The sequence below is a fragment of the Aeribacillus sp. FSL k6-2211 genome (genome assembly GCF_037966125.1).
Lineage (GTDB): Bacteria > Bacillota > Bacilli > Bacillales > Aeribacillaceae > Aeribacillus > Aeribacillus composti.
Genome location: NZ_CP150190.1, coordinates 3,972,739 through 3,994,034 on the forward strand (window position 1 = coordinate 3,972,739; position 21,296 = coordinate 3,994,034).

Here is a 21,296-nt window from a genome sequence, read left to right on the forward strand (position 1 = left end):
CTCAAAGTTTAACTTTTTTAGACGCCCATTTCATCGATTTTGTTTTTCGGCCAAGCAAAATGTGAAACGTAAGGATTTGGCCGTAATCGAGAGCATTTATAAGGATTTCTTATAAAAAATAAAATAAATTGAATAAAAAAGCTTATTACGACAAATTAATCTGAAAAATTAAACTTTCTATCAATTTTGTTTAAAGATATAATAAAATGTAATCTTTTTTAAAGGGGGATTTGATGAAGAATCGAAACATTATGGATTGGCCGACCTTTATCGGGGCGCTGCTTTTGCTGTTAATTGTAGCCGCTCCATTAGCAGTATTCCCTGAACAAGGCGAAGCCATTGTATTAGCTGCCAGCAGCTTTTTAACACAAAAATTTGGAATATTGTATTTAATCATGGGTGCAGCAGTATTGATTTTTATTCTTTATGTTTCTTTTAGCCGATACGGAAAAATCAAACTGGGGGATCCTTTAGAAAAGGCTGAGTTTCCGACATTATCTTGGGCAGCTATGCTTTTTTGCGCTGGAATTGGATCAAGTGTTCTTTATTGGGGAACGATTGAATGGGCTTACTACTATACGGGACCTCCATTTGGCATCGAACCTAGATCAAAAGAAGCCGTTGAATGGGCGGCCGCATATGGAATTTTTCATTGGGGACCGACGGCATGGGCCATCTATTGCCTCCCTGCCCTGCCAATCAGCTATTTCTATTATGTAAAGAAAAAACCGGTGTTAAAAGTAAGCGAAGCGTGCCGGCCTCTCATTGGCAAAAAAGCAGATGGACCAATAGGCAAAATCATTGATGTCTTGTTTATGTTTGGTTTGCTGGGCGGAGCTGGAACGACACTCGCTTTAGGGACGCCGCTCATTACAGAAGGAATTCATGAACTTTCCGGCATCGAACCTTCGATGACACTCCAAACAGTGGTTTTGCTTATTTGTACATTGATCTTCGCAGCAAGCGCTTACTCCGGTTTGCGGAAAGGCATTAAAATTTTGAGCGACATCAACCTATGGCTTGCCGTATTATTGTTGGTGTTTGTCTTCCTTGCCGGCCCGACCGTCTTTCTGGCGGAAACGGCCGTCAACAGCATCGGCATCATGCTTGATCATTACATGCGGATGTCTTTATGGACTGAACCTTTTAACAGTTTAGGACCGTTTGAACGAACAGGCTTTCCGGAATCATGGACGGTATTTTATTGGGCTTGGTGGCTCGTGTACGCTCCATTTGTCGGCTTGTTCGTCGCTAAAATTTCAAAAGGACGCACTGTCCGCGAAATGACGCTCGGAACAGTAGTATATGGAACGCTCGGCTGCATTCTCTTTTTTGGGATTTTAGGAAACTTTGGATTATTTTTAGAACTGACAGGCCAATACCATGTAACAGCTACATTAGATGAACATGGCGGATCAGCAGCCATTATCGGAATATTGAAACAATTGCCGTTAAGCAACATTGTGATTGCCGTATTTACTGTGCTTGCCGTGATCTTTTTAGCAACAACGTTTGATTCAAGCTCTTATATTTTAGCATCTGTTGTCCAAAAAGAAGTTGCCGATGAACCTTTGCGATGGAACCGTTTATTTTGGGCTTTTGCTCTTTCCGTTTTGCCGCTTATTTTAATGTACCTCGGCGGATTGTCCACATTGCAGACTGTTAGCATTATTGGCGGTTTCCCTTTGTTGTTTATTTTTGTCCTTTTAGCCGGTTCTTTTATCAAAGCGGCAAACCAAGATTTTTATTCCAGTAAATCTCAATTATTTAAAATGTATCCTAAAAAGAAAGGCGTGAAAAGAAACCTTCTCTCGAAATAACTGTTTTCCGGAAAAATCCCAACCGCTGTAAAGACCCGCAGAAAACCTTTATGTTCTGGCGGGTTTTTGTCATGTAAAGCGGAAGAAATCGCAAGCCATCTACTTTCCTAAAAAATTTTTCTTTTTAATTGCAAATGTGGTGTTGAAAAATAAAAAAAAATCCTCTATTCTGATAATTATAGTTTCATATGTGTACCAGCAACAGGTGCGTCATATTGCAGCCGCAATATGCGCTTAAAAGGGAAGTTTGGTGAAATTCCAACACGGTCGCGCCACTGTGATGGGGAGCTTTTGATCATCAGCCACTGTTTCTGCCAGAGAAATGGGAAGGAGATCAAAAGCGTTGAACCTAAGTCAGGAGACCTGCCTGTTGTATGCACTACGACCTACGCGTCATAGGGAGGAGTGAGAAGCCATGTTCATGTTGAAACCATTTGGGTGCCTCAACACGAGCTAGGATATCCAGTCCCTCTTTTATTAGCGTAAAGAGGGCTTTTTTATTGTGTTGAGCAAAAATCAAATGGGAGGTTTTCGTAATGGCAGCCATTAGTTCAAATCTTGGCTATCCGCGAATTGGCGAACGCCGGGAATGGAAAAAAGCTTTGGAATTATTTTGGAATGGAGACATTTCTGAAAGCAGCTTACTGGAAACGTTGAAAAAGATCCGTCTTTCCAACTTAAAGAAACAGCATGAAAGCGGAATTGAGCTGATTCCCATAGGAGATTTTTCGTTTTATGACCACGTTCTCGATACTGCTTTCATGTTTGGATATATTCCTTCGAGGTTCCAGCATATGGATCCCCGTTCCATCAAAACATATTTCGCAATGGCAAGGGGATCCGAAGAAGCCGAGGCTTTAGAAATGACAAAATGGTTTGATACAAATTATCATTATATCGTTCCGGAACTGGAAAATAAGCCGCCTGCTTTTTTGGAAAACCGTCTGCTCAAGCTTTACAATGAAGCAAAAGACGAACTAAATATTGAGACAAAACCTGTTGTTTTAGGGCCGATTACTTTTTTAATGCTGGCGAAAAAATATGAAAAACGAGATTTTTATAAGCATTTATCTGCTTTCATCCCAGTTTATATTCAATTGTTGACAGAGTTGCATCAAGCAGGCGCAAAGTGGGTGCAAATCGATGAGCCTGTTCTCGTTCAGGAAATTGATGAGTCATTGATTCCGTTGTTTAAAGAAGTGTATGAAGCTTTTCACGAAGCGAATCCATCTTTGAACATACTGTTGCAAACTTATTTTGAAAGTCTTTCTCACTATCAACATATCGTTTCATTGCCTGTTGCTGCTATCGGTCTTGATTTTGTACATGATGGGGGAGCCAACAGTGCAAACATCCAAAAATTCGGGTTTCCAAAAGACAAAATATTGGCTGCCGGTTTAATCAGCGGCCGCAACATATGGAGGGCATCATTAGAAGAAAAAGCAAGCAAAATTGATTTTCTCGCTCAGCATGTTGATGTTGATCGATTGATCATTCAACCTTCCTGCAGCTTGCTCCATGTGCCGGTTACCGTAAAAAATGAACACGAATTGCCGGAAATTTTAAAAAATGCTCTCTCCTTTGCAGACGAAAAATTAAGTGAAGTCCATCAGCTGACACAATATGCAAAAGGTGAATTAAGTATAAGCGATTTACGATACGATGACCGTTATTACACGCAATTTATGAATTCTGATTTTCGGACAAACCGAAACGTGCAAGAGGCAGCCGCCAAGATTGAATCCTACCCGACGAACCGTGTGGACTTTTCTGTTCGGCGCAAGCTGCATAAAAATAGATGGAACTTGCCAATTCTACCGACAACAACGATCGGCAGCTTTCCGCAAACGAAAGAAATCCGCCAAACCCGTTTAAAATGGCGGAAAGGCGAATACACAAACGAGCAATATGAGTCTATTATCAAAGATGAAATCAAAAAATGGATTGATATTCAGGAACAGCTTGAACTTGATGTATTGGTCCACGGGGAATTTGAACGAACGGACATGGTGGAATATTTCGGAGAAAAACTAAAAGGAATTGCTGTTACCAAAAACGGCTGGGTGCAATCTTACGGTTCACGCTGCGTCAGACCGCCGATCATTTATGGCGACGTTGCCTTTGATCAGCCGATGACCGTCAAAGAAAGCGTCTATGCCCAATCATTGACGGACAAACCTGTAAAAGGAATGCTGACTGGACCTGTCACCATCTTAAACTGGTCTTTTGTCCGTGATGACATTAGCTATGCGGACGTTCTTCGCCAGATTGCCCTTGCCATCCGCGAAGAAGTATTAGCTCTGGAGAAAAACGGCATAGGAATGATTCAAGTTGATGAACCTGCTATCCGTGAAGGGCTGCCGTTAAAAAGATCGAAGCAAAATCAATACATCGAAAACGCCGTCGAAGCTTTCAAACTTGCCACCAGCTCCGTCAAACCGGAAACACAAATTCATACTCATATGTGCTATTCCCAGTTTGAAGATATGATGGAAGCGATCGATAAGCTTGATGCAGACGTTATCTCGATTGAATCGTCCCGCAGCCACGGAGAACTTGTTCATGCTTTTGAAAAGTACCAATATAAACGGGAAATCGGTTTGGGCGTTTATGACATCCACAGCCCGCGTATACCTTCCGTCCAAGAAATAACCGAAAATATCGACCGTGCATTAAAAGTACTCGATGTACATCAGTTCTGGGTGAATCCTGATTGTGGTTTAAAAACAAGAGCGGTCACCGAAACTGTCAATGCACTCAAAATCATGGTGGAAGCGACAAAAGCGTATCGGCAAGCCATCGCCGCAAAACAAATTTGATCCTATTAAGCAAAAGGTACATTTGCTGACACCGTTTCAGATGTTCCTTAGAAAGGATAAAGACCGCACAATTCAACGATGACTTTCGCTGTATGAAAAATAGCGCAACCATCATTGAACACAGTTTTCTCCAAACATAAACAAAAGGCGCCCGGATTAAGGCGCCTCTTTTGATTTTGCACGCCATTTGCGAATGATTGTTCCTAAAAAAATGATTCTACAGTCTGTTTCAATTTTGCCGCACTCTTCTTGACATCGTCCGCATAACTTATGGCGGATATGACGGCGACGCCGTCGGCTCCGTTTGCAACGACTTGTCCGGCATTTTCACTGTTGATGCCGCCGATGCCGACGATCGGAATCGCAATGCCTTGGTTGCGCATGCTGGAAATGATTTGCGGACCTTGCGCTTTTTTGGCGTCTTCTTTCGTCTTCGTCGAAAAAATGGGGCCGACGCCGATATAGTCTGCGCCTTGCGCAATGGCTCTTTCCGCTTCCTCAAACGTATGAGCCGACACTCCTAAAATTTTATCGCCAATTTTTTGGCGGACAATTTCGGCTGATTCATCCTCCTGACCGATATGAACGCCATCCGCATCAAGTTTCAAAGCCAGATCAACATCATCGTTTACAATAAAAGGAATTTGATGTTTTTGGCATATTTTTTGCAGTTCTTTTCCGAGCTTTAGCTTGTCCTCGCCCGTTAATGCGCCTGTTCCTTTTTCGCGGTACTGGAAGATGGTAATCCCCCCCGCTATCGCTTCTTCAAGCACATCAAGAGGATTTTTCTTGCAATTTACACTGCCCATAATAAAATACACTTTTAAAAGCTTTCGCAGTTCATCTGCTGTCACTTTCGGCATAATCCATCACCTGCGTATTGAGATTTTCCAAAAAAATTGCTGAAAACATTGGCCCCTTATTTTCGGCAAAATGAACCCCTTTTCTTCAAGTCGTCGCTTGTCACTTTTTCCAATTGATTCAAAAACTCGATTTGAAAGCTTCCCGGTCCCCTGCCTTCTGTCACACTGTATGCTATTTCCGCCGCCACACCATAAGAGACAAGGCTTGCCACTGAGGCAACGAGCAAATCTTGTTCAACTGCGGAAAAAGCGCCGATAATGGATGATAACAGACAGCCTGTGCCCGTTACTTTTGTTAAAATCGGATGTCCGTTCTGGACTTGATATGTCGTTTGGCCATCTGTCGCCACGTCTTCTTTCCCGGTTATGACGACAACAGCGTTTAACTGCTTTGCCGCTTTCTCAGCCAATAAAACTGGATCGGCAGCTGAACCAACGGCATCCACTCCTTTCATTTGGAGCTTTTCGCCGATAACATTGGCAATTTCAGGCGCATTTCCGCGAACGATGGAAACACGAACCTCTTTTAATATTTGTTGGGCAGCTTCTGTCCGGTAAGGTGTGGCGCCAGCGCCAACAGGGTCTAAAATGACCGGTACGCCGTTTTCGTTTGCCGATTTTCCCGCAAGTATCATCGCTTCCACGACATCACTTGTTAACGTCCCGATATTTAAGACGAGTGCGCCGGCTATTTTCGCCATATCCGCCACTTCTTCCTTTGCATATGCCATTACCGGTGAAGCCCCAATCGCCAACAAACCATTTGCTGTAAAATTGGTGACAACGACATTTGTAATATTATGAACAAGAGGATTTTGGCTGCGCACCTTCTCCAGTGCGGAACCTAACATTTCAATATTCATCATCTCACTCCTTCCAACATCGGAAAAAAAACGCTTATTTGCAGCATTTTTCCCGAAAGCAAAACGCTGTTAAGGACATTATATCAGATGCAAAACTTTTATCGGCACGCTGCAGTTTCGGTGGTTAAATTATGTTATAATACTATATTATCAAAATGGATTGTAAATCATTTCATATAAAAAATGTGTATGAATCATTATCCAAATTGTTGAAAGAATATACATGTTCATTTATAATGTTTCAGAATAAAGTTGAAAGGATCTTCAAAAATTTGTTTTCTATATTTTTTTTAGGAGGTACAACATGAATCAATATTTGAGAAAAATAATAGCCTTTGCGGCTATGGCAACTTTGCTGTTTATGCTTTCCGCTTGCGGATCGAACAATTCCGGCAAAAACGATGCAGCCGGCAATGATGAGAAAAAAACATTGAAAGTAGTGACAAACGCGGCATACGCACCGTTTGAATATATGGACAAAGGTGAAGTTGTCGGCTTTGATATCGATTTTATCAACGCAGTGGCGAAAGAGGCCGGATATGATGTAGACATCAAGCATACCGGATGGGATCCAATGTTTGCAGAAGTTCAAGGCAAACAAGCCGACTTGGCAGCTTCTTCTGTGTCCATTACAGAAGACCGCAAACAAACATACGATTTTTCGGTTCCATATTTTGAATCTACACTTATGATTTTAATTCCCGAAGACAGCGATATTCAAAATGCGCTTGATCTGAAAGGAAAAACGGTTGCCGTCCAAAATGGCACAACCGGCCAGACCGCTGCCGAAAAAATACTTGGCGGCGATGGAACGGTTAAAAAATTTGAAGACAACGTCCTCGCGATCATGGAACTTCTGAACGGAGGCGCAGACGCAGTTGTGGCCGATAACGCGGTTGTCAACGAATATATTAAAAACAATCCTGACAAAAAATTAAAAGCCATTAAAGATCCGGAAAACTTTGATTCGGAATATTACGGTTTGATGTTCCCGAAAGGAAGCAAATTGAAAGCAGAGCTTGACAAAGCGATCAATTCAATATTGGAAAACGGAACGTACAGTGAAATTTACCAAAAATGGTTTGGTGTAGAACCAGATATCGATATATTAAAAAATCAGCAATAATTTTTAGCATTTCGCCGGCATTTTGCTTGTCCGGCAATGCATGCGGGGAGATATATGTATGAATTTTCGTTTTGATCTGATAGCTGAATATGCGCCCTTTTTCTTCCAGGGAATGCTCGTCACAATTGGGCTTTCTCTTGCGGCGATCGCCATCGGCACTGTTTTAGGTCTTTTCATCGGCATCGGGAAAATTGCTCAAAATAAATTTATTCGCCTGCCCTTTTCATGGTACGTTACATTTTTCCGAGGGACGCCTCTTTTTGTGCAAATGCTGCTTGTCCACTTTGGCCTCGTACCGCTGATAATCGGCGATACAAATGGAGTTATTGCTGCCATTGTTGCACTTTCCTTAAATTCCGCCGCCTATATAGCGGAAATTTTTCGGGCAGGCATTCAATCGATTGACAAAGGTCAGATGGAAGCGGCAAGATCGCTTGGCATGAGCCATAAACAGGCGATGCGCTACGTTATTTTGCCGCAGGCGACAAAACGGATGATTCCGCCGCTTGGCAACGAATTTGTCGTCCTTATTAAAGAATCGTCGATTGCAGCGATTATTGCCACTCCAGAACTGATGTATTGGGGACGGGCAATGCAAGGGCAATATTATATTGTATGGGAGCCATACCTCACCGTTGCGCTCATCTATCTTGTTCTGACATTGTCCTTAAGCAAATTATTAAGCTTTGTTGAAAGGAGAACAAAATCCGGATGATTCAGGTGAAGCATTTAAAAAAGAACTTTGGAAAAATAGAAGTATTGAAAGATATCAGCGTCGACATTAAAGAAAAAGAAGTTGTCTGCGTTATCGGCCCTTCCGGTTCAGGGAAGAGTACGTTTCTCCGCTGTTTAAACAAGCTCGAGGACATTACTTCAGGACAAGTTATCATCGACGGACAAGATATTACCGATCCACACGTGGACATGAATAAAGTGCGCCAAGAGGTTGGCATGGTATTCCAGCAGTTTAACTTATTTCCCCACAAAACAGTAATTGAGAATATTATATTGGCACCTGTCAAAGTAAAGGGAGTTTCTGAAAAGGAAGCAATTGAAAGAGGGATTTCACTGCTAAAAAAAGTCGGGCTCAGTGAAAAAGCCGACAGCTACCCTGACGAATTATCAGGCGGGCAAAAACAGAGGGTGGCCATCGCCAGAGCGTTGGCGATGAATCCAAAAGTCATGCTTTTTGACGAACCAACTTCCGCCCTTGATCCGGAAATGGTCGGTGAAGTGCTGAATGTCATGAAAGAATTGGCAAACGAAGGAATGACAATGATTGTCGTAACACACGAAATCGGATTTGCCAAAGAAGTTAGCGATCGAGTGATTTTCATGGACGGCGGATATATTGTAGAGGAAAACACACCTAGCGAGCTTTTTAACAATCCTAAACACGAACGAACAAAAGCTTTTTTAAGCAAAGTGCTGTGAATAAGGCAAGTATCCGGCATGCGGGTTGACTTAAACTCCTTTTCAATCAAATCTCATACGAATTCATTTCGGACAAGCCGAAAAGCTTGTCCTTTATCTTTTTCTCAATGGAGCTTCTCCCCTCTTACGCACTACGCACTCGTTCTTCATATATTATTTGCCATCAGCATCCAAAAGTGTTTGGACGGTAAGCCTTTCGTATATTTCCCAGCCTGAAGTTCCTGCTTGGAAGTACTATTTGAATTGTCGTAGCATCGCGGCTTGTACCAAAGTTGTTCAGCTTTTGAAGACTGACATTTCTCATCTTGGATTAGAAAGCAGAAGGCACAGATGCCGATAACACATCCAATTTTTTTAGGTCAGTAACTTTTTTTCTAAAAAAAAACAGGGTCTAAGACCCTGTAAGCAAAAAAACTTTAAATTTCATATTTATACTCGCGGTATGCATCGATCAAGAGGAAAATTGCCGTTATGATATGCATCACCATTCCAACAATCGGAATCCATGCAATGCAGGAAGTAATAATTCCTAAAATGCTGCCATGCTTGTTTTTATTTGTTATAATGGCAAAAATCAACGTCACAAGGTGCAGTACAAACATAAACGCCAAAGGCGTCCATAGGAAAGATAATATAATCGTTCCACCTATAACTGGAATTCCGAAAAATGCTTCAAGACCCCCGCTTACCCATTTTAAAATGTTGACTACTGACATATAAATCCACCTCTGTATCCGTTTTTTCAATATACGAATTGGCGAATTGAAATGTTTCAAATATTCTTCAGCCCGGCACAAAAACTATTTTTGCAAGACAATTCATCTTGTTAGAGTTTTCACAATTTTTATTTTATGATAAAATCTTACAACAAAATAATTTTTAACGGGAGTTTATGGAGATGACATATAAACTTTTATTTTTGGACATAGACGGAACAATTTTGACACCGGATGATCAAATTCAAGAATCTACGAAAAGAGCTGTAGCTGCAGTTCAGAAACAAGGTGTAGAGGTCTTTCTGGCAACAGGGAGACCTTTGCATGAAATTTCGCATATCGGCAAAGAGCTGAACGTTCAATCGTTTATTGGCTATAACGGCGCATTTACGGTTTATAGGGGCCGCGAGATTTTAAAAGAGCCGATGAATCCAGATATTGTTCAAAACTTTGTGCATACCGCCAAACACCATGGACATGAGCTCGTCATGTATACAAGAGAAAAAAATGTCCTTAGCTCGTTTGATTCCCCTGCCATAAAAGATTTCATTCAAAAATTTCATTTACAAAAAAATGAGTTGTTTTCGTATGATATCATCGATCAAGTTTTAGGAATGACGATATTAAATTTAGCTGATCGCGATGTTTCTCTTTATGAAAAAGACGATCTTATATACTTATCCCAAGTGAATATCGAAGGCCTGGCCCAATGCTACGATGTCATTAGGGAAAAGGTCAATAAGGGCAAAGCTGTCAAAGCAATATTAAATTATCTTGGCGTGCCAAAAGAAAGCGCCATTGCCTTTGGCGATGCCATGAATGATAAAGAGATGCTCTCAATAGTCGGCGAAGGTTTTGCAATGGGGAACGCAGATCCAAACCTTTTGCCATATGCGAAGCACCAAACAACAGACGTAACAAATTCCGGTGTCTATCACGGTTTGAAAAAGCTTGGTCTCGTTGAATAAGTAAGTAGACTGTGTAATAGTCTTTTCCCTGCCAAATAGACAGTTGTAAAAAAAGATTATGCAAAACTGTGTTTCGGTATTCAGCTGGAGCACAATGCAAAAATTGTTCATGATGTTGTTTTACAGTAAGAAAAATACAACATTTCTATTTTCAGGTAAAAAAGAACTCGATGCAACGTGATCCAGGCAGCTGTCTTTGCCAAAACGGCTGCCATGTGACCGAGTCCTTCTATTCTGCTTAGACGAATACCAGAAAATAGAAAACTGGTCTTCCTTCATCTTCAAAACGAAGTGAGTCATCTTTGTTCACATTGGAAAGAAAAAACGGGCGATGAAGGTTTTGCGGCAGGGAGAGGACCGAATTAATTTATTTGACGAAATAAACTGAAAGGTCAGGAAATGTGCTCCTAATTATGAGCGTGAACCGATACAATATATATTCCTTTATCCGCATAAAAAGAAACTATTAGACTATTATTGAAATCATGAGCAATCGATTGGTGTTCAGAATTACTGGAACATACTGAGTTAACTTTATTGCATATAGTTTATGAAGGTGTATTTATTTTATCCTCATGAGTGGAAAGGAGAAAAAGCTTTGATAAAAGCAATTATTTTTGATTTCGACGGTTTAATTATAGACACAGAGACTCCCTGGTTTGAGGCTTATAAAGAAACTTTAGGTTATTATAATGTTGATTTGCCCCTTGAACATTATGTAAAAAGCGTTGGGTCAGATAATACAGTACTTTACGAGTTTTTCAAACAACAATTGGGAGAAAGCTGTAATATTGAGGAAATTGATACCAAAGCAGAAAGCATTTATAAAGAAAAGATGAAAACACCTCAGGCACGTGAAGGTGTAAAGGATTATTTGCAAGAAGCAAACGATTTAGGATATAAAATTGCTATTGCTTCAAGCTCCACAAGGGAGTGGGTAACTCATTATTTAGATGAACTTGGGGTGTTAAACTATTTTAATACTATTATCACACAGGATGATGTTGAGAAGGTAAAACCGGCACCTGATTTGTATTTAAAAGCAGTTGATGCCTTAAATATCAGCTCAAATGAAGCATTAGCATTTGAAGATTCTTTAAATGGGCTCCAAGCAGCTCTAGCTGCTGGACTGAAATGCGTAATTGTGCCAAATCCAGTAACGAAGTCTTTACCTTTCGAAAATTATGATTTACGACTTCAATCCATGGCAGAAAAAAGTTTAAGTGATGTCATAAAACTTATTGAACAATAAAGAATTAAAATCTCGTATTAATGCTAAAGCTCTATCAAATAATATTTGATAATCCCGCTAGATAAAGAACCCCCAAGGAGGTCCTTTATCTAGCTGCTTCCTCAATGAACACCACCTGCAAATGTTTTCGTGAAATCATTTACGTGTGCACTCATTTCTTTATAACGAGTCCAATGAAGATAATGATTTCCTTCTAAAGTAACTATTTTACTTGAAAAACTGCGGCTTAATTGCGTTTGATAAAACGTTACCATTGGATTTCCCATCTTCGTTCACTCGATCTTCTTTCGAAGTAAAAATCAAGACAAAGGATACAACAAGAAGCAAATGAAATAAAAAATATATTGAGCAAACAGTCAATTTAACTTTCCCGCCTGATATGCCTAGAAATGGCTTTGGTCATTGTTAAATTCTCTTCGGAATAAGTACCTTTTTCAGCTACTAGGAAGGAAATCATCAGGAATGATATATAATGCCAATCGTGCAATTCCAGTTGGTGAAAACATACTTCATATATTCGGACATTGTTGGAGCTGACTCGCCGAAATACTCTAAAACCTGCGGCAAGGTGAAATCAATCCCTATAACTGCTTTCACTTCATCTGGATATGCATTAGCATAATACATGCTGTATATGCCAGAAATAGAGTGCGGCATCAATATGTATGGACCTTCTATATTTGATTTTTTTAGAGTGGTTCTAATTTCCTCCACTATATTTTCCACTGTTCGTTCCTTATTCGTTACGTTGCTCCATCCATATCCAAAGCTCTCTACTACGACCACTTTATGATTCTTTGCCAATTCATTTACTAAGGGTTCGAAATCTAACACGGGAGCTGCTGTGCCTAAACCGCTTAATAACACAATCGTGTTTTCTCCATCACCTTTTGTATAAACGTGCATATTCTTTCCATCTACTTCAACTAATTGTCCTAATGGTGGATATTTTGCTTATACACTGTCATGATGTGATGGAAAACGCCTCAATCAGAGCCGCTGTAATCATAAACAAAAAAATATTTTTTGGAATTATCCAAAATCAAGATTTCTTTTTACTGTTCATTCTTTCACTTCTCTCTATAAAACATTCTATTGATCGGCTATGCCAACGCCATTCGAACCATCTCTCCCGCCCTGATTCCTTTGCAATAGGCCAATTGCTTGCAGAGGTTAAACAAAAATAAAAAACGCGAATTTTCTAAAGGGTGCTTTTCGTCAATAAGGAAGCAGAGCCTTTTTCTTAATAATGACGAAATATTTGCTCTTTTCGTTTCAAAAAAATCCCCTCTAAGTATATGGGCCTTGTCCACTGTCTTCTTAAAGAATATCTTATCAAAATTGGTTCTTTTTTCTTTTACCTTGTCAAAAAATATTTATATAAAAATATTTGAATTCGAGATATTTTTCGGTTATGATAATATCAAAACAAAAGGAGGAAAATAAAAAATGGCAAATTTTCAATTAGATAAGGTGCACAGCTCTATTTCTTTCCAAGTAAAACACTTAATGGTTTCCAAAGCAAAGGGAGAATTCACACAATTTGATGTAGAAGTTGACGGCGATGTCGATCAGCTCGAATCTGCAAAAGTAAAAGTAACAATTCAAGCTTCTTCTATTGACACAAAAAATGAAGACAGAGACAACCATCTTCGTTCCGGGGATTTTTTTGATGTCGAAAACTATCCGGTCATCACGTTTGTCAGCGAATCTATTAAAAAGGTTTCCGACGATGACTATGAAGTAACAGGAAAATTGACAATTAGAAATGTTACTAGAACCGAAACGTTCAAAGTAGAATTCAACGGTCAATCGAAAAACCCGTTGGACGGAAGCATTGTCGCAGGATTTGATGTAGAAGGAAAAATCAATCGCGAAGACTATGGTTTAACATGGAACGCTGCTCTTGAAACAGGAGGATTCCTCATCGGCAAAGATGTAAAATTATTCGGCAGCTTCGAATTTGTCATTAGCTAATCTTTCGCAGGCAAGTGATTTGCCCTTGGCCGCACATGGCGGCTGAGGGCTTTTATTTTATGAAAATTTATCAAAAAATGTCATTCATACCTCTCTAATGAAAAATCCCCCTGCTTATAAAGTTTACTTTTCTTTCATTTTTTGTTATTATTCATAATATTTCAACCGGAGAAGGAGGAAAACAGCATATGTCCCATCAATCATTGCAACGCCACTTGCCGCCTTACCGAGCAGATCATGTAGGCAGTCTGTTGAGAACAGACCGAATTAAACAAGCCCGATTGAAAAAAGCAAATGGGGAAATAACAGCTGAGCAATTAAGAGAGGTGGAAAACGAAGAAATCACACGCATCGTCGAAAAACAAAAGGAAATTGGCCTCAAAGCGGTGACAGACGGCGAATTCCGAAGAGCTTGGTGGCACTTTGACTTCCTTGAAAATTTAGTAGGTGTTGAAGGATACGACACAGAGACCGGAATCCAATTCCATAAAAAACAAACAAAATCTCATTCTATTAAAGTTGTTGACAAACTAGATTTCAATGGCCATCCGATGCTTGAAGATTTCAAGTTTCTAAACAGCATCGCTTCCGGCCATACAGCCAAAATGACTATCCCGAGCCCGAGCATGCTTCATTTCAGAGGGACGATTGAAAAAAGCGCTTATGAAGATCAAGACGAGTTTTTCCACGATTTAGCCCAAACGTATAAAAAAGCAATTCAAGCATTTTACGATGCTGGATGCCGTTATTTGCAGCTGGATGATACATCATGGGCATATCTTTGTTCAGAAGAGCAAAAGGAGCAAATGCGGGCCCGCGGCTTAAATCCGGATACGTTAGGACAATTGTATGCGAAAACAATTAATGAAGCTGTTGCCAATCGTCCTGATGATATGAGAATTACGATGCACATATGCCGAGGCAATTTCCGTTCCACTTGGATTTCATCCGGCGGCTATGAGCCAGTGGCGGAAATATTGTTTGAAGGCGTAAATGTGGACGGCTTCTTTTTGGAATACGACAGCGAAAGAGCCGGCGGCTTTGAACCCCTTCGCTTCGTAAACCGGTCAAATTTATCCATCGTTCTCGGCTTGATCACGTCAAAATTTGGAGAATTAGAAAATAAGGATGAAATTAAACGGCGCATTGATGAAGCATCCCGATTTGTTGATCTCAATCAGCTTTGCTTAAGCCCTCAGTGCGGTTTTGCATCAACTGAGGAAGGAAACTTGCTCACAGAAGACGAGCAATGGGCAAAACTGCGCCATGTCGTAGAAATTGCCGAAGAGGTTTGGAAATAATCGTTTACTAAAGAAATACTTACATAAGTGTGTAATGTTAAGAGCCTGTCGAACGTGAATTTCGTGCAATGAACTATCGATTAAGCGAGGCTTGCGGACAGAATGTGGCGGAATTTCGATAAAGGGCAGCAGCTTGCTTTACCTATATTGATTGGTTTCATCGTTCATTCCGAAGCAATTGCAGCATGTAAGAGTTCCAAATTGAACCTTTTTCTGCTTTGCGAAAGCTCTATTCGGGTTATGCATCAAGAATCAATATTTCTAGAAATGATACCCGTAAATTGCAGCAGCTCTGTTTTTCTTTTGGAAAATTTGATTGCAAATCGCCGACAATTTATTTTTGCAAAATAAGGTGCTGCCCGCTCATCAGTTTATTTAGGAAAATCACCGTAATGACCTGTTTCTTCCGTTCTATTATTCTGGAAAATATGTAAAAAAGGGGGGCTAATAAGTCGATTTTACGGCTTATTAGCCCCCATTAATTTTAGAAACGTTGTTATATCGGTGTTTATGATTTTTTGTTTTCAATGGCGATTTGACTTTCTAAGAGCCCCTTTTTCTTTTTGACAGCATCATCATCAGATGTTTCTGAACAATTTACGAACTTAACAGCAAATATTTATGCTTTACAGCAGAGCTTAATTCGTCGGGAGAGCCTTCAAACACGATCGAGCCTTTGTTTAAAATATATATGCGGTCTGCAAGCTCAAGCGCCATCGATAAATTTTGTTCAACTAAAAGCATTGTAAGACCTTGCTTCTTTAATTCACGAATAATCCGTTTCACTTCCTGAACCATCAATGGGGACAATCCTTCTGACGGCTCGTCAAGCAGCAGTAATTTAGGATTCGTTAACAAAGCGCGTCCAATTGAGAGCATTTGCTGCTCTCCCCCGCTCAAAGCCCCTCCCATCGATGCTTCTCTTTCTTTCAGCCTTGGAAACGTGTCATAAATTTGTTCTAATGTCCAGCCATTTTCGGCAGGCCTATAAGTGGTCATTAAATTCTCCTTTACAGTCAAATTCGGAAATATTCTTCTCCCTTGCGGAACAAGAGCAACGCCTAATTTCGAAACCTGGAAGCTCGTCTTTGATTGAATTTCCTGTTCTTCAAACACAATTTTTCCTTTTTTTGATTGAATGATTCCCATGATAGAATGAATCGTTGTTGTTTTCCCCATTCCGTTTCTTCCCAGCAGGACGGTTACCTTGCCTTGTTCAACCGTTAACGAAACATTATGGAGGACGTGGCTGTCGCCGTAAAATGTATTTAAATCTGAAACTTTAAGCATGTGCTGCCGCTTCCTCCTTTCCAATATATATTTCGTTCACCCTCCTGTCGTTTCTCACTTCATTTGGATCGCCGTCAATGAGAATTCCTCCGTCATATAAAACGACCATTCTATCCGCCAGTCCAAATACGACCTCCAAATCATGCTCAATAATTAAAACGGTCAAGTCCTTCGGCAAATTGTGCAGCAAATCGACAATATAATCCGTTTCCGCCTGCGACATGCCGGCAGTCGGCTCATCTAATAATAAAACTTGCGGATTGATCGCAATGCCAAGCAAAATTTCGATTTGCCGCTGTTCGCCGTATGACAGCTTTTTCACTATTTCATTTGCGCGCTTTTCCAATCCCCAAGTTTTGATCAATTGGTTTGCTTCCTCGAAAAGCTTCGGGTATTTTTTTTCGTTTCTCTTTTTAAACCACACGTTTTGCAAATGATGTTTCCGCTGTAAAACTAATAATAAATTGTCAAGCACCGTCAGTTCGTTCAACAAATTGTTTCGTTGAAAGGTGCGGACGATTCCGGCGTTTGTCCGTTTAAAGTTGGCAACATTCGTTATATTTTCTCCTTTATAATAAATAGACCCGCTGCTCGGCTTCAGGTCGCCGGTTAAAATGTTGAAAAAGGTCGTTTTCCCGGCTCCATTCGGACCGATAATGCCTATCCGCTCACCTTTTTTCACTTCCAATGAAACATCCTTAAGAATTTCAAGACCGCCAAAATGCATGCCGACGCGATCAATCTTCAAGATTACAGGATTCTCCATGCCCCATCCCTCAATTCTTCACATCATTGTTATACAACGCATTGGATTTTTTTCCGGAAATAGCTGACAGCTTGTTGGATTTTGAAAATGACTGAAAGAGCAATTTTCCAAGCCCGACAATTCCTTTTGGGAAAAATACGACAAACAAGATAAAGATAATCCCGATAATCATCATCCACATGGTCGTATAAGAGCTGACAATCGTTTCTAAAATGACGATAAATGCTGCTCCCAAAACGGGCCCGATCATTGTTCCGGAACCGCCGATAAGAACCATAATTAAAACAGAGCCAGACATCGTCCAATATACATCGCTAGGCGAAATGAAGCTGTTAAAGCTTGTATATAACGATCCTGCTACTCCGCCGAGCCCGCCGGCTAAAACAAATGCGGCAAGCTTATATAGTGTTGTATGATAGCCCATCGATTTCAATCTTGTTTCGTTTTCGCGAATCCCTATTAATACTTGCCCAAAAGGGGAGTGTACGATGAGGCTTAAACCGCCATAGATCAATATAAACAAAAGCAATATCAAATAATAAAAGTAAACCGGGTTTGAAAAATCAAGTGATCCAATTAAAGGGCTTGGAATGCCTGATAATCCGTTTGAACCGCCCGTGATAGTCGTTGACTGGTGGACAAATGAATAAATCATTTGCGAAAAAGCCAATGTTAACATAAGAAAATAAAAGCCGCTCACCTTTACGCAAAAAATTCCGATGATGGCGGATGCAATGATTGCAGCCGCAAGCGAGGCGAAAAGAGTAAGGAAAAAGTTTGGAGATATCTCCCTTGCAAGAATGGCGGACATATAAGCCCCGACTCCAAAAAACGCCGCGTGGCCAAGCGAAACCAGCCCGGTATATCCGACCAAAATATTTAAACTAAGAGCGAAAATAGCTAAAATTAAAATTTCAGTTACCAAATTTAAATAAAACAAAGAAAAGATAAAGGGGGAAAAGATGAGCAACATAACTGCGGCAATAAGAACGAAACCTTTTTTGTTCAATGCTTAACCACCTGCCTTCCGAGCAATCCGTTCGGTTTGACGATTAAGACGACCGCCATTAATCCGAAAACAACGAACAAGCTTAACTCAGGAACTAAAAATCGGCAAAAAGTCTCAACAATCCCAATCGTTAAGCTGGCCACAAACGTTCCAGCGATCGACCCTAAACCCCCTATAACGAGAACAACTAATGCCAAAATAAGCGTTTGGAATTCCATGCTTGGATAAAGCCCGAGGATCGGCGCAGCAATGACTCCGCCAAAACCTGCTAAATATCCCCCTATGAAAAACACGACGGTAAAAACTAGTTGAATATTTACACCTAAAGCACATATCATCTCTTTATCGCTCAGTCCAGCGCGAATGATCGCCCCCCAGCGCGTTTTTTCTTGAATGAACCACAACAGCCCCGCTAAAATTAAACCTATTGCAATTACAGCTAAACGATAGACAGGAAAGGCTTGATTAAATAAGGTTACCGTACCTGATAAACTTTGAGGCAAAGGGATCGATAAAACATCCGATCCCCATATCGCCGCTGTCATATCATGAATGACATACGCAAGCCCAAATGTTAACAATACTTGTGACAGGTGCCCTAGCTGATAAGTCGGCCGCAATAAGATCATTTCAATAATGAGAGAGCAAACAGCTACTGCTAAAGGTGCAATGATTAAGGCAAGCCAAAAATTTTGTCCAGAATGGACGGTAATCGAATATGAGACATAAGCTCCTATCATATACAACGATCCATGCGCCAAGTTCAATACTCCTAAAATGCCAAAGACGAGCGACAATCCGCATGTAATGACGAAGAGCAAAAGCCCGTATGAAATGCTGTTTACTAGCTGCGCCCCGATAATATCCATGATTATCACCTCTTTTTTTATCTATTTTCCTGGATCTCTCACCTCTTCAATAATTTCGATCACTTCGTTTTCCGTCTGTCCATTCACAAGCTTGGTTTCAATGATATACATGTTTTGAATAACGTGGTGGGTCTCCTTGTCAAACTTAATCGGGCCTCTCGGGCTTATGAATTCAACATTAGAAATCGCTTCTACCACTTTATCTGGATCTGAGGCGTCGCCGTCAAGCGTTGTCAGCGCTTCTGCAATAATTTTGGCAGCATCATAGCCTTCCAATGCTTCAATGGTCGGGCGTTCATTATATTTCTTTTCAAAAGCCTCTTTAAACTGTCTATTTTCTTCTGTTTTTATACTATAATCCCAGAAAATAGAGGAAATTGTTCCAACTCCTGCGTTTCCTTGTGATTTCCGCACGTCCTCTGAAACAAGCCAGCCGGAACCAATTAATTTCTTATCTTCTTTTAACCCGAATTGATCGTATTGCTGAACAAATCTCACCGCATCACTTCCTGCGAAAAATGCATATACTGCTTCAGCCTTTGCATTTTTAATCGTGGTCAAATAAGAGGAATAATCATTGTTTCCGAGAGGCGGGTAAACTTCACCGACAATTTTTCCTCCTGCGGCAGTATAAGCTTCTTTAAACGCTTCAGATACTTCCCGTCCAAACGCATAATCTGCTGCTGCAATGTACATTGTCTTTCCTACGTTATGAAACGCCCATTCTCCTAATGAATTGCCAATCTGCCACGAGGAAAAAGAAGAACGCCAAATATAGTCACTTCGTTTGCTTCTCGTTAAATCATTTCCTCCCGCATGCGAAACAAGGAACGGAATTTTTTTCTTATCCACTTCATCGCGAATGGCATAGGCTACCGCCGTGCTTACCGTTCCTGTTAAAATGTCCACTTTATCTTGATCAATCAATTTTCTCGCTTTCCTTAATGCTACTTGCGGATCAGCTTCACTGTCTTCTTTAATAATTTCGATTTTTTTGGATCCAATTTTCCAATCAATGCTGTCAAAATACAGCTCCATACCTTTGTGCAAATGCTTTCCAAGTGAAGCATAAACCCCCGAATCTGGAAGCAGCACACCAATTTTTATTGTTCCTCCGCTTTTGCTCCCGCCTTCTTCTTTTTTCGATGTTGACTGAATCGCGCTGTTGCCACAAGCCGATAAAACGGCTAAGAAAACAACTAGCATAATCAAAAATAACTTCTTTTTCATCAAAATCCCCCCGTACTTGTCAAGTAAAACGCTTTCAAAATTCGCCTCCCGTTTTTAAAACGCTTTCATTTTCCTGGGTATCTTTTCTCCTCCCTTTTCCTCCGGAACTAATATTTCAAATATTATAATATATCTGAATTTTTAAAATTTCAATATTTTTTATTCATTTCGTCAAAAAAACATATAGTTAATGAAATCTATGATCGTCGCAGAAAACGCTGGAAATTCTTGTTTTTCTCATCATTCAATCTTCATTTTTTCTTTAATAACGAAAATTTTATTATTTATTTTTTTTACACTCGTCATACAAACAAATGGCTTAATGAATAAATTTTATTCGTAATTGTTTAAGAAAGACAGATGATTATCCTAAGCTTTTATTTGCAGAGGACTTTCCGCAAAAAAATAAGCATTAAAAGTGATGCCCATCGTAACCCAAATAAAAAAACCTAGGGACTCTCAAAATTCCCTAGGGATTGCCTTTACAATGTGACTGTTATGCCCACCACATTTCAGCAACTTCTTCTTTAAAAAGAATTTGCTTTAATAAGCTTACTGCCTTTCCTAATCCTTCATCAATGGATGCCAGCATATCCTCATGTTCAATTGAAAGAACATAATCATATCCGGCAGCACGCAAGGCACTTACAATATCCTTCCACACTTTTTCACCTTGGCCATAGCCAACCGACCGAAATGTCCATGATCGGTCCAAAATTTTACTGTAATGCTTTGTATCTAAAACGCCATTCACTTGTATATTTGCTTGATCCAAATAAGTATCTTTAGCGTGTACATGAAATATGGCATTTTCACGTCCTAATTTTTTTATTGCTTCAACAGGATCAATGCCTTGCCAAATAAGATGGCTTGGATCAAAATTCGCTCCAATACTTGGCCCTACATTTTCTCTTAACTTTAATAAAGTTTCAGGATTGTAAACAATAAAACCTGGGTGCATTTCAAAAGCAATTTTATAAAATCCCGTTTGAA

At 40.2% G+C, this 21,296-nt stretch carries 19 protein-coding genes, 1 pseudogene and 1 riboswitch; of the genes and pseudogenes, 9 read left to right on the forward strand and 11 right to left on the reverse strand.

What is annotated here, in order from left to right:
• Positions 1 to 233: 233 nt before the first annotated feature.
• Positions 234 to 1,820: a BCCT family transporter gene (locus NSU19_RS19075; protein ID WP_339193631.1), complete on the forward strand. Its 1,587-nt coding sequence runs from the start codon at positions 234 to 236 to the stop codon at positions 1,818 to 1,820.
• 186 nt (positions 1,821 to 2,006) lie between these two features.
• A riboswitch (cobalamin riboswitch) is annotated at positions 2,007 to 2,206 on the forward strand.
• A gap of 150 nt (positions 2,207 to 2,356) precedes the next feature.
• Positions 2,357 to 4,639, forward strand: coding sequence for a 5-methyltetrahydropteroyltriglutamate--homocysteine S-methyltransferase (gene metE, locus NSU19_RS19080; protein WP_339198061.1), 2,283 nt, complete (start codon positions 2,357 to 2,359; stop codon positions 4,637 to 4,639).
• A gap of 203 nt (positions 4,640 to 4,842) precedes the next feature.
• On the opposite strand, the gene thiE is transcribed toward metE, so the two are convergent.
• A complete protein-coding gene (gene thiE, locus NSU19_RS19085; RefSeq protein ID WP_339198064.1) occupies positions 4,843 to 5,502 on the reverse strand; it encodes a thiamine phosphate synthase in 660 nt (219 codons plus the stop codon).
• 56 nt (positions 5,503 to 5,558) lie between these two features.
• A complete protein-coding gene (thiM, locus tag NSU19_RS19090; RefSeq protein WP_339198067.1) occupies positions 5,559 to 6,365 on the reverse strand; it encodes a hydroxyethylthiazole kinase in 807 nt (268 codons plus the stop codon).
• Positions 6,366 to 6,669: 304 nt separating this feature from the next.
• Between thiM and NSU19_RS19095 the strand changes: the two genes are divergently transcribed.
• Genes NSU19_RS19095 through NSU19_RS19105 form a run of 3 tightly spaced genes read left to right on the forward strand, consistent with a single transcriptional unit; the run spans position 6,670 to position 8,925 of the window.
• Complete coding sequence (locus tag NSU19_RS19095) at positions 6,670 to 7,491, forward strand: basic amino acid ABC transporter substrate-binding protein (RefSeq protein ID WP_339198070.1); 822 nt, start codon at positions 6,670 to 6,672, stop codon at positions 7,489 to 7,491.
• Between the two features lie 58 nt (positions 7,492 to 7,549).
• Positions 7,550 to 8,206: an amino acid ABC transporter permease gene (locus tag NSU19_RS19100; protein ID WP_339198073.1), complete on the forward strand. Its 657-nt coding sequence runs from the start codon at positions 7,550 to 7,552 to the stop codon at positions 8,204 to 8,206.
• Positions 8,197 to 8,925 (forward strand): amino acid ABC transporter ATP-binding protein, encoded by a 729-nt coding sequence (locus NSU19_RS19105; protein ID WP_339200059.1) that lies wholly within the window; start codon positions 8,197 to 8,199, stop codon positions 8,923 to 8,925. Before NSU19_RS19100 ends, NSU19_RS19105 begins: the two co-directional genes overlap by 10 nt.
• Before the next feature lie 416 nt (positions 8,926 to 9,341).
• Here NSU19_RS19105 and NSU19_RS19110 read toward each other — a convergent pair whose 3' ends face one another.
• Positions 9,342 to 9,641 (reverse strand): hypothetical protein, encoded by a 300-nt coding sequence (locus NSU19_RS19110; protein WP_094244754.1) that lies wholly within the window; start codon positions 9,639 to 9,641, stop codon positions 9,342 to 9,344.
• Positions 9,642 to 9,823: 182 nt separating this feature from the next.
• Between NSU19_RS19110 and NSU19_RS19115 the strand changes: the two genes are divergently transcribed.
• Positions 9,824 to 10,609, forward strand: a complete 786-nt coding sequence (locus NSU19_RS19115; protein WP_094244755.1) for an HAD family hydrolase — start codon at positions 9,824 to 9,826, stop codon at positions 10,607 to 10,609.
• A gap of 601 nt (positions 10,610 to 11,210) precedes the next feature.
• Entirely contained in the window at positions 11,211 to 11,861 is a 651-nt protein-coding gene (locus tag NSU19_RS19120) for an HAD family hydrolase (RefSeq protein WP_339195854.1), read from the forward strand.
• Positions 11,862 to 11,962: 101 nt separating this feature from the next.
• Here NSU19_RS19120 and NSU19_RS19125 read toward each other — a convergent pair whose 3' ends face one another.
• Positions 11,963 to 12,127 carry a hypothetical protein gene (locus NSU19_RS19125; RefSeq protein ID WP_339198076.1) on the reverse strand — a complete coding sequence of 55 codons (165 nt, stop codon included), beginning with the start codon at positions 12,125 to 12,127 and terminating at the stop codon, positions 11,963 to 11,965.
• Between the two features lie 190 nt (positions 12,128 to 12,317).
• Positions 12,318 to 12,767, reverse strand: coding sequence for an alpha/beta hydrolase (locus NSU19_RS19130; RefSeq protein ID WP_117016880.1), 450 nt, complete (start codon positions 12,765 to 12,767; stop codon positions 12,318 to 12,320).
• 543 nt (positions 12,768 to 13,310) lie between these two features.
• Between NSU19_RS19130 and NSU19_RS19135 the strand changes: the two genes are divergently transcribed.
• Together NSU19_RS19135 and NSU19_RS19140 are read left to right on the forward strand one after the other, a co-directional pair.
• On the forward strand, positions 13,311 to 13,838 hold the full coding sequence (locus tag NSU19_RS19135; protein ID WP_066251402.1) for a YceI family protein: 528 nt from the start codon (positions 13,311 to 13,313) through the stop codon (positions 13,836 to 13,838).
• Positions 13,839 to 14,026: 188 nt separating this feature from the next.
• Positions 14,027 to 15,139, forward strand: coding sequence for a cobalamin-independent methionine synthase II family protein (locus NSU19_RS19140; protein ID WP_339198079.1), 1,113 nt, complete (start codon positions 14,027 to 14,029; stop codon positions 15,137 to 15,139).
• 597 nt (positions 15,140 to 15,736) lie between these two features.
• On the opposite strand, the gene NSU19_RS19145 is transcribed toward NSU19_RS19140, so the two are convergent.
• From NSU19_RS19145 to NSU19_RS19170, 6 genes and pseudogenes are all read right to left on the reverse strand, one after another.
• Entirely contained in the window at positions 15,737 to 16,429 is a 693-nt protein-coding gene (locus NSU19_RS19145) for an ABC transporter ATP-binding protein (RefSeq protein ID WP_066251407.1), read from the reverse strand.
• A complete protein-coding gene (locus NSU19_RS19150) occupies positions 16,422 to 17,195 on the reverse strand; it encodes an ABC transporter ATP-binding protein (RefSeq protein ID WP_117016884.1) in 774 nt (257 codons plus the stop codon). Before NSU19_RS19150 ends, NSU19_RS19145 begins: the two co-directional genes overlap by 8 nt.
• A gap of 10 nt (positions 17,196 to 17,205) precedes the next feature.
• A complete protein-coding gene (locus tag NSU19_RS19155; protein ID WP_327856166.1) occupies positions 17,206 to 18,204 on the reverse strand; it encodes a branched-chain amino acid ABC transporter permease in 999 nt (332 codons plus the stop codon).
• Positions 18,201 to 19,073, reverse strand: coding sequence for a branched-chain amino acid ABC transporter permease (locus tag NSU19_RS19160; RefSeq protein ID WP_063389096.1), 873 nt, complete (start codon positions 19,071 to 19,073; stop codon positions 18,201 to 18,203). Before NSU19_RS19160 ends, NSU19_RS19155 begins: the two co-directional genes overlap by 4 nt.
• Before the next feature lie 21 nt (positions 19,074 to 19,094).
• A complete protein-coding gene (locus NSU19_RS19165; protein ID WP_063389097.1) occupies positions 19,095 to 20,303 on the reverse strand; it encodes an ABC transporter substrate-binding protein in 1,209 nt (402 codons plus the stop codon).
• 496 nt (positions 20,304 to 20,799) lie between these two features.
• Positions 20,800 to 21,279: pseudogene (locus NSU19_RS19170) on the reverse strand (sugar phosphate isomerase/epimerase); the annotation flags it as partial.
• Between the last annotated feature and the right edge of the window lie 17 nt (positions 21,280 to 21,296).

Coding starts and splice junctions, on each gene's coding strand:
- NSU19_RS19075 (WP_339193631.1), top strand. CDS start 234: ATGAAGAATCGAAACATTATGGATTGGCCGACCTTTATCGGGGCGCTG.
- metE (WP_339198061.1), top strand. CDS start 2,357: ATGGCAGCCATTAGTTCAAATCTTGGCTATCCGCGAATTGGCGAACGC.
- thiE (WP_339198064.1), bottom strand. CDS start 5,502: ATGCCGAAAGTGACAGCAGATGAACTGCGAAAGCTTTTAAAAGTGTAT.
- thiM (WP_339198067.1), bottom strand. CDS start 6,365: ATGAATATTGAAATGTTAGGTTCCGCACTGGAGAAGGTGCGCAGCCAA.
- NSU19_RS19095 (WP_339198070.1), top strand. CDS start 6,670: ATGAATCAATATTTGAGAAAAATAATAGCCTTTGCGGCTATGGCAACT.
- NSU19_RS19100 (WP_339198073.1), top strand. CDS start 7,550: ATGAATTTTCGTTTTGATCTGATAGCTGAATATGCGCCCTTTTTCTTC.
- NSU19_RS19110 (WP_094244754.1), bottom strand. CDS start 9,641: ATGTCAGTAGTCAACATTTTAAAATGGGTAAGCGGGGGTCTTGAAGCA.
- NSU19_RS19115 (WP_094244755.1), top strand. CDS start 9,824: ATGACATATAAACTTTTATTTTTGGACATAGACGGAACAATTTTGACA.
- NSU19_RS19125 (WP_339198076.1), bottom strand. CDS start 12,127: ATGGGAAATCCAATGGTAACGTTTTATCAAACGCAATTAAGCCGCAGT.
- NSU19_RS19130 (WP_117016880.1), bottom strand. CDS start 12,767: ATGCACGTTTATACAAAAGGTGATGGAGAAAACACGATTGTGTTATTA.
- NSU19_RS19135 (WP_066251402.1), top strand. CDS start 13,311: ATGGCAAATTTTCAATTAGATAAGGTGCACAGCTCTATTTCTTTCCAA.
- NSU19_RS19140 (WP_339198079.1), top strand. CDS start 14,027: ATGTCCCATCAATCATTGCAACGCCACTTGCCGCCTTACCGAGCAGAT.
- NSU19_RS19145 (WP_066251407.1), bottom strand. CDS start 16,429: ATGCTTAAAGTTTCAGATTTAAATACATTTTACGGCGACAGCCACGTC.
- NSU19_RS19150 (WP_117016884.1), bottom strand. CDS start 17,195: ATGGAGAATCCTGTAATCTTGAAGATTGATCGCGTCGGCATGCATTTT.
- NSU19_RS19160 (WP_063389096.1), bottom strand. CDS start 19,073: ATGGATATTATCGGGGCGCAGCTAGTAAACAGCATTTCATACGGGCTT.
- NSU19_RS19165 (WP_063389097.1), bottom strand. CDS start 20,303: ATGAAAAAGAAGTTATTTTTGATTATGCTAGTTGTTTTCTTAGCCGTT.